Source organism: Nostoc sp. NMS9, assembly GCF_017114995.1.
Classification (GTDB): Bacteria; Cyanobacteriota; Cyanobacteriia; order Cyanobacteriales; family Nostocaceae; genus Nostoc.
On the sequence record NZ_JABXKL010000104.1, the window covers coordinates 22,869 to 31,877 of the forward strand.

A 9,009-nucleotide genomic window follows, 5' to 3' on the forward strand; every position below is an offset into this window, starting at 1 on the left:
ATTTCCAAGTGAATTATCAACTTTAGGCTTGGGGAATTGGCAATGAACCGAAAAAATCAAAAGTCAAAAGGAGACAGTGCGTTGGCGAGGCAGTGTGTTGGCGTTAGCGAAGCAGTAGCGAGTCATCGAGCGTCGGCAATTGCTCACTTGTTTGCGCAGCGTCTTTGCCAGCACAAGCAACTGGTGTTTAAAAGTCAGAGTCCTCTGTTGCTGGCCGTGCTTACCCTATGCTTCTGGTTAAGGGACATTGCTGTTAAACCCGTACTAGGACAATCCATCGTTCCAGCTAATGATGGCACAGGGACGGTTGTGACTCAAGAGGGAAATCGCATCGACATCCAAGGGGGTAAGCTTTCTAGTGATGAAGCGAACCTATTTCACAGCCTGGAGAAATTTGGACTGAATCGGGAGCAGATTGCCAATTTTCTATCGAATCCCAAAATTCACAATATTCTCACACGAGTTGTCGGAGGAGATCCTTCAATAATCAATGGTTTGATTCAGGTAACTGGAGGAAATTCCAACTTATTCATCATGAATCCAGCTGGAGTCATTTTTGGGCCGAATGCCCAGATTAATGTTCCAGCTGACTTTACGGTAACTACTGCTACAGGAATCGGCTTTGACGATCGCTTTTGGTTTAATGCGGTGGGTAAAAATGATTATTCAAATTTAATTGGCAATCCCTCTGGGTTTGCCTTTGACTTAGCTAATCCTGGGAGTATTATCAATGCCGGTAGTTTGTCAGTTTCAGAAGGACACAATCTTACTTTAGTAGGTGGGAGTATCATCAATACGGGAACATTGAGCGCACCTGACGGAAATATTACTATTGCAGCAGTGCCAGGGACAAACCGTATCCGCATCTCTCAAGCAGGAAACCTGCTGAGTTTAGAACTAGAACTGCCAAGAAAGACAAAAGACCAACAGATAGCAATAAACCCTCAAGATTTGCCAACGCTGTTAACGCAAGGGGCTAAGGGACTAAATCTGGGTGTGAGACCTAACTTAGATGCTGGCACAGTGCAGTTAACAAGATCTAGTACAACTATCCCCACTGCCGCAGGAACTGCGATCGCCTCTGGAACCTTAGATGTTTCCAATACAGGAGTTATGCAGACAGGTGGTGCAGTCAACATCTTGGGCGCTCGCGTCGGATTGATTGGTGCTAACATCAACGCCTCTGGCACGAATGGCGGCGGTACGGTGCGGATTGGGGGAGACTACAAAGGACAAGGAACTCTGCCGAATGCTTTGCAGACATTTGTCAGCAGTGATTCGCTCATTAATGCTAACGCACTATTAAATGGTGATGGCGGTCAAGCAATTATTTGGTCAAATGATACAACTCACTTCTTGGGTAACATCAGCGCCAAAGGAGGGCTTAACTCTGGCAATGGCGGGTTAGTAGAAGTGTCTGGCAAGGAATCGCTCTTATTTCAAGGCTCGGTTGATTTGCGATCACCTACGGGTGAACTAGGCACGCTCCTGCTCGATCCAACTGATATCACCATCAGCACCGCAATTGATACGGGGAGTATCATCTCCAATAGTGGTATATTTGCTGACACCACCACAACTCCCTCCAATCTCAATACAACAACGCTACAAAATCAACTAGCTTTAAGTAATGTTACTGTTTCGACAACATCAGGTTTGGCTGGTAAAGGGGATATTACAGTTAGCGATCCGATCTCATGGAGTAGCGGTTCTTTCCTGAAATTAGCTGCCGATCGCAATATCAACATTAATGCCGATATTGGCACAACGGGTGCTGCCAATGCAGCTCTAACACTAGAAGCTAATAACAGTATTTTCATCAACTCAAATGCAAAGGTGACAGCCCATGGTGCAGGGAAGTTGGATGTCAGCCTCGATGCAGATCGAGACGGTATAAATGGAGGAGCGATCGCGCTCAATAGCGGCGCTCTGATCGATTCTAAGGGAGGCAATATAGTTTTGGGCGGTAGTAGGAACCCCTTAAACGATCCAGCCGAAGGAACAGCAGCAAATCCCATAGGAGTTAGCCTTAATGGAGTTACTCTCAATTCCGGTACTGGCAATATTTCGATTCGAGGCGAGGGAAACGACGCTGATGCCAGCGAGCGCAAAGGCATTTGGCTGAATAATAGCAGCATCATAGCAGTAGATGGAGATATCAGCCTAACTGGCATCGGCAACGGCAATGGAAAGAACAACAACGGCATTCAGCTTAACAATAGCGTGGTGCGCTCGACTGGGACTGGCAGGATTACATTCAAAGGCACTAGTAACGCGAGCGGAGGTAATGACAACGACGGCATTGAAGTAAACAGTAGCGTCTTCGCCGCGACTAAGACGGGGACAGTTACTCTAGAGGGGATTGCTGGAGTCGGGACTAATATTAGTGAGGGGATATATATCAGTCCCAACTCCAGAGTCACTTCAGTGAATGGAAGTATCAGCCTCATCGGTACTGGTGGTAATGGGACGGGAAGTGGCAACTTCGGCGTTTTACTTAAAAACGCCGAGGTGGAATCGACCGAAACAGGAAATATAACCTTAGAAGGCACTAGTGCTACTAACAATACAGAAGGAATTAGCATTAACAACAGTTCGATTAACCCCACTGGAACAGGTAGTGGAACTGTCAGCCTTACTGCTGATGAAATTAACTTGCTTGGCACCACCCAAATCAAAGGTACTGGTCTCTTTCAGTTGCAGCCTCGTACGTCTAGCTTAGGCATCACCATCGGCGGTAGCATTAATGATGACCGTTTAAATTTAAATGCCAGTAAATTGAACACTTGGCAAAATGGCTTTTCTCAAATATTTATCGGAGGGAATAACAGCAGTGGTGCCATTACCCTAGCTGGTGATGTGACTTTTAATGACCCGATAACTTTGCGATCGCCCCTTGCCTCAGGCTCGATCGACACCAGCAGATTTAAACTGACTGGAGCTGACAATGCCACCCTTAACCTGCAAGCCAACCAAGATATTACTACTGGCGATATCGTAAATCAAGGTCGGGAGATTAGAATAACCAGCACCAGCGGCAATATCAATACCAGTGCGGGAACTCTCAACACTATCTCTACAACTGGCAATGGGGCAGCGATCGCCTTAGAAAGCACCCGTAGTAACGTCTTTACGGGCAACCTTAACAGTTCAGGAGTTAACGGCGGTTCCATCTCCATCAAAGCTGCCACCAATATTACCACTGCCGCAATTGATTCCAGCGGTAGTCTCGGCAACGGTGGCAATGTCACCCTTGAGTCGAGCAGTGACATTCAAGTTACCCATATTAACGCCCAAGCTGGCAGAAACAATAGAGGTGGTAACGTAGACATTAGCACTGGAAAATTTTTCCGAGGCACAGATACCTTCACCGACAGCAACAGCGCTCTAGCTAGCATTTCCACCCTTGACGGTAACGGTGGGGGAGACATTACGATCCGGCATGGAGGAGGCAGCTTAAATCCCTTTGCGATCGGCAATGCCTCGATAAATGGTACAGCTGGTGCGATCGTCGGCGGCAAAATCTCCATTATCCCCCTTCCAACTCCAACTCCAACTCCACTTATTAATCTTAATCCCGTCAATCTCATCAATCCCTTCCCTGTTAGCCAGCGACTAGAACCAACCTTCGTCTCTACACAAGCAACTGGTACCAATGTGCTAACTGACACCAATGTGCCACAACTGGAAGAAGTGTTCAGCAAGACGTTTGAGAACCATCTGGGCATCGACAACGTCCGTGTCAAAACCCTAAAAGAAGCCCAGGCTATACTGCGCCAGATTGAAGAAGCCACTGGCATTAAACCTGCCCTGATCTATGCCTCATTTACACCGAAAACCGAGCAAGACGACTCCAAATCTCAAAAAGAGCAGACTACCAAGCAACGGGAACCTATCTGGCAATTTAATTCTCAAGATTTGGAGCAGCGCCGACAACAATTACAACTTATTAACCAACAAGCTCAGGCTAACTACCAGCTCGAACTGGTGATGGTTACTTCTTCTGGAACAGCAATCAGACGGCGGGTGGAGGGAGCGACGCAAGAGCAAGTCCTCAAAGTAGCTCAACAATTCCAAGGAGCTATCACTAATATTAAACGCTCCCCACCCTACCTGGCTTCGGCTCAAAAGCTTTACCAGTGGCTCGTTGAGCCTTTGGAAAAGGATTTACAAGCTCAAAAAATCACGAATCTTACCTTTTTGATGGACGCGGGTTTACGCTCCGTGCCGATTGCTGCCTTACACGACGGGCAAGGGTTTATTGTGGAAAGATACAGTGTTGGTCTCATGCCCAGCCTATCACTTACTGATACTCGCTACGTGGACGTGAGAAATCAGCAAGTCTTAGCAATGGGAGCCGATCAATTCCCCGATCAAAGACCCTTACCAGCAGTACCAATAGAGTTGTCTGCGATCGTTGGTCAGTTGTGGTCTGGTAAATCTTACCTCAACGAAAATTTTACCGTGGACAAGCTCAAACAAGCCCGCGCCTCCCAGATATTTGGCATTATCCATTTATCCACCCATGCCAACTTCCAAGCTGGCAATCTTAATAAATCCTACGTTGAGTTTTGGTACAATAAGTTACAACTTAATCAAATGCGGCAGTTGAAGTTAAGTCAGCCTCCAGTGGAACTATTGGTTTTGAGTGCCTGCCGCACAGCACTAGGCAACCCAGAAGCGGAGTTGGGATTTGCAGGCTTGGCAGTGTTAGCGGGAGTGAAATCAGCTCTAGGTAGTCTATGGTCTGTCGACGATGAAGGCACGATGGGACTGATGACAAGTTTCTACGAGAAATTGAAACAAACTCCTATCAAAGCCGAAGCTCTGCGGCAAGCGCAGGTAGCAATGCTCAAGGGTCAGGTGCGACTAGAGAAGGGTCGGTTGGTAACAGGGAGTAGGAGTTTCCTTTTACCAGCGCAGTTAGAACAGATAGAAAACAAAGACTTTACTCATCCCTACTATTGGAGTGGTTTCACGCTCGTCGGCAATCCCTGGTAAAGGAGCGTATTTTTCAAATGTACATAAAAAGACGATTTGCTGCTTCAAAGATTTACGTTCAATTAAAGTCCTTACGCGGATCATGAATTTACCAAAATCTTTTCAGTTTCTAGCGGTCCTTGTTAGTACACTCTCTCCAACCATTGTCACTTTTGCTAGCTTGCCGCCACGGCGCTCAGTATCAGACTTGGAGTGGAAAGTCAGTCTCAAATTCCCACCTGTGGATGACCGAGGAGCGCCCTCTCAAACTTCAGGGGGAGGAACGCGCGGCTCTTCTTGTATCGATGGCAACATACCGCTAACGCCTTTGATGCCATCACAAAATAATTTGGGGAAAACGGTTGCAGCTAATCCGACTTTGTATTGGTATGTTCCCAAAAATACTGCCCAGTCAGGAGAATTTTCTCTAACAGATGAGAAAGGAAATCAGGTTTACCTGACGACATTTAAACTGCCTAGTAGTCCTGGCGTTATTCAACTCAAACTCCCGGCAAATTTTTCGCTGCAAATAGGAAAATATTATCGATGGAACTTCGCGATAATTTGCGATTTTCAAGACCGAGCGCAGGATAAGTTTGTCAATGGATTACTCCAGCGCACCCAACTAAGTTCATTCCTGAAGAGTCGGCTAGATCAGGCAGCACCTCTAGAACGAGCAAAAATTTATGCAGAGTCTAAAATTTGGCAGGAAACGATGAATACTGTTGCTCAATTGCGCCACGAAAAGCCAGCCGAATGGGAAGAACTTTTAAAATCAGTCGGTCTAGGGGCGATCGCCAAAGAACCTTTTCTGGACTGCTGCACAAGCGATCGTTAACCTCGGTACAGTTATATGTGGCTAAAGTTAAAACGGCTACTCTGGAAAGGGCGCAGTGTGTGGATTACTACTCCTAGCGTGGCAGGATTGATAGTCATACTACGCTGGGCTGGTTTATTGCAATCCTGGGAGTGGGCAGCTTTCGATCAATATATGCGTTGGCGTCCCCAAAATGGCCCTGATAACCGAATTGTGCTTGTAGGTATTAACGAAACAGACTTACATAACCTCGATGAGTCAATTATTTCGGATGCTGTATTAGCGCGCTTGCTGAAGAAGTTGAAAGCTATGCAGCCGAGAGCCATCGGTCTAGATATTTATCGTGATTTACCAGTAGAACCGGGTCATCAAGAATTGGTTCGAGTGTTTGCATCTACTCCCAATTTGATTGGCATCCAAAAAGTAGTTGGTGACATAGGGCGCGAGACGGTTGCCCCATCTCCCGTACTCAAAGCCAAGGGGCAAGTAGGGGGAAATGACCTACTGATTGATGGGGATAATAAGGTGCGACGCGGCTTTATTTATGTGGCAGATCGAGATCGGGCAAATGTCTTCAGCTTTAGCTTTCTTTTGGCTTTGCATTACCTGGATGCCGAAGGTATTGCTCCAAAAACAATTGAGGGAACGAAAAATTGGCAGTTGGGTAAGACGGTATTTGCCCCCTTTGAAGCTAATGATGGTGGCTATGTGCGAGCTGATGCCCGTGGCTACCAGTTATTGATAGACTATCGGGGGTCAAGCACATACTTTGAGACCGTTTCGATGACGGATATTCTACAAAACCGAGTTGCGTCAAATTGGGGGCGCGATCGCATTATCTTGATTGGGATGGTGGGCGAAAGTTTTAAGGATTTATACTTTACCCCCTATAGTAGCGGACTGCTGACTCTCTCAGAACCTATGGCTGGGCTAGAAATTCATGCTAATATTACCAGCCAGATTATCAGTGCTGCCCTCAAAGCTCGCCCACTATTCAAAAGTTGGTCGGAGCCAGTAGAGTGGCTGTGGATTATGTTCTGGTCTAGTATCGGGGCTACCCTGAGTTGGAAATTACGATATACAGGTGGGGTGGAATTCCTCTCATTCCACAAGTCGGCTAGTCTGTTTTTAGCAGGTGGTGCTTTGCTGGGTAGCACCTATGCGGCTTTTTTGTGGGGTTGGTGGCTCCCTGTTGTGCCGCCCTTCTTGGCACTTGGAGGATCTATAGCAGTCATCACAGCTTACATCGCCCGCAGCGCCGGAAGTATTCGCAAGACTTTTGGACGTTATCTAACTAATGAAGTTGTAGCCAATTTGCTGGAAAGCCCCGAAGGCTTGAAAATGGGCGGCGAACGGCGGAAAATCACCATGTTGACTTCCGATTTGCGAGGATTTACAACTACATCAGAACAATTACCTGCTGAAGAGGTGGTTAAAATCCTCAACTTCTATCTTGAAAGCGTAGCAGATGCGATCGCCCAATATCAAGGAACAATTGATGAGTTCATGGGTGATGGGATTTTGGTTCTTTTTGGCGCTCCTACAGCCAGAGAAGACGATGCCAAAAGGGCTGTCGCTTGTGCAGTTGCTATGCAGTTAGTAATGGCCAAAGTCAACGAAAGAATGAAGCAATGGGGCTTGCCTCCATTAGAAATGGGCATCGGCATCAATACTGGAGAGGTGGTGGTAGGGAATATTGGTTCAGAGAAACGTACTAAATATGGTGTCGTTGGCAGCCAGGTGAACCTCACTTACCGGATCGAATCTTATACAGTCGGCGGTCAGATTTTTATTTCCGAATCGACTTTAAAAGAGGCAGGGTTATCAATTGTGAAAATCAACGATCAAAAGTCAGTTCTCACAAAAGGAGTACAACAACTGATCACTATCTATGATGTCAAGGGGATCGGTGGGGAATACAATCTCTTTCTCCCTCAAGAAGAAGAAGATGTATTGTTACCCCTGCCCGAAGCCATGCCGATTCAATATCGGATTCTGGAAGGAAAACATATTGTTGACACATTATTTAAGGGAAGTTTAGTCAAACTTTCAGCTAAGGAAGCCGAAATCCATGCTGACAATGTTGCAGAACCATGCATACCATCTCCGCTGGGCAACATCAAGCTCAACTTATTAATACCAAGCGATCGCACAGAAGTCAGTGAAGATATTTATGCTAAGGTTCTGGCAAAACCAGCAGGCGACAAAAGTTTTTTCATCCACTTCACATCCAAAACACTAGTTGTGGAAGCACAACTTAACTATCTCTACCAATCGGTTGCAGCCTCAAATAAGTAGAGACGTAGCAGGCAACTTTTATACAATCCAAAATTCAAATCCAAAATCAAACGATGCAGCTAATCTTTTTAGGTTCTGGCTCTGCTTTCACTGTTGGAACTGATAATTTTCAATCAAATATGCTCTTGATTAGTGATCAAGGTACAGTGTAAACTTTCCGATTTTCGATTCTGTGATGTCCTTTTTCTACCCGTTGGCTAATATTCACATCAACACCTTTAAACCCAAGATATTGTGCTGTTTCAAACCAATTCTTCACTTGTTGGTGTAGCGTGGGATGATTATCTTTGAGACTCAAAATATAATCAGAATCATTTTCTATAATTTTTTTAGCAATCGATTTCTGTGAACGCAAAAGCATCAATAGTAATGATGCAGCCAGATAAGTCCAGCATTTCTAATAGTGCTGGAATTGCTGTAATTTCATTCGATTTGGCACTCACCTTCGTTTGTCCCAAGACCAAACGGTGTTCTTTTGACCAAGCACTGACCATGTGTAAAGCTTTTAGCTGATCTTTTCGCTCATACGAGCCTTTAAGAGCTTTGCCGTCTATAGCGACTACTTCTACTCCTAAATTCTCAACTAACGATTGCACCCACACTCGAAAACATTGCTCAAAGTCTTTTGGATTAATTCTCTCAAAGACCCTTCTAAAAGTATCGGGGCTGGGGCGAATGGTAGTTTTAAAAATGTCTCCAACCATTCTTTTTTATTTAATCCATATTCCTCAATATCTTCCCAACCTTGAGCGCCGGCGATTACTGCCAAAATAGAAATGGTGATGATATCAGTAAGTAAATGCCATCTTGTCCTTTCTGCTCTTGGGTCTTTTACTTCTGTGAAGTATTCTTGAAACTTACTAGTGGTCTGTCCCATTAATTCTGATGGGTTATAATCAAGTGTAATTAAATAG

The 9,009-nt window shown here is 45.5% G+C and carries 6 protein-coding genes; 3 read left to right on the forward strand and 3 right to left on the reverse strand.

Features of this window, described 5'->3' with window-relative positions; all coding sequences use genetic code 11:
* The first annotated feature begins 42 nt into the window (after window positions 1–42).
* From HWQ40_RS34330 to HWQ40_RS34340, 3 genes are all read left to right on the forward strand, one after another.
* On the forward strand, window positions 43–5,001 hold the full coding sequence (locus HWQ40_RS34330; protein WP_292786853.1) for a CHAT domain-containing protein: 4,959 nt from the start codon (window positions 43–45) through the stop codon (window positions 4,999–5,001).
* Window positions 5,002–5,083: 82 nt separating this feature from the next.
* Complete coding sequence (locus HWQ40_RS34335) at window positions 5,084–5,818, forward strand: DUF928 domain-containing protein (protein WP_292786856.1); 735 nt, start codon at window positions 5,084–5,086, stop codon at window positions 5,816–5,818.
* 15 nt (window positions 5,819–5,833) lie between these two features.
* Entirely contained in the window at window positions 5,834–8,095 is a 2,262-nt protein-coding gene (locus HWQ40_RS34340; RefSeq protein WP_292786858.1) for an adenylate/guanylate cyclase domain-containing protein, read from the forward strand.
* Between the two features lie 136 nt (window positions 8,096–8,231).
* Here the strand turns inward: HWQ40_RS34340 and HWQ40_RS34345 are convergent, their stop codons facing one another.
* The 3 genes from HWQ40_RS34345 to HWQ40_RS34355 all read right to left on the reverse strand — a co-directional run.
* Window positions 8,232–8,393: a hypothetical protein gene (locus HWQ40_RS34345; RefSeq protein WP_292786861.1), complete on the reverse strand. Its 162-nt coding sequence runs from the start codon at window positions 8,391–8,393 to the stop codon at window positions 8,232–8,234.
* A gap of 31 nt (window positions 8,394–8,424) precedes the next feature.
* The gene (locus tag HWQ40_RS34350) at window positions 8,425–8,787 is read right to left on the reverse strand and encodes an ISAs1 family transposase (protein WP_292786869.1); all 363 of its coding nucleotides are present in this window, start codon (window positions 8,785–8,787) and stop codon (window positions 8,425–8,427) included.
* On the reverse strand, window positions 8,679–9,009 hold a 331-nt coding region (locus tag HWQ40_RS34355; RefSeq protein ID WP_292786864.1), incomplete at its 5' end, for a transposase family protein. The genes HWQ40_RS34350 and HWQ40_RS34355, both read right to left, overlap by 109 nt.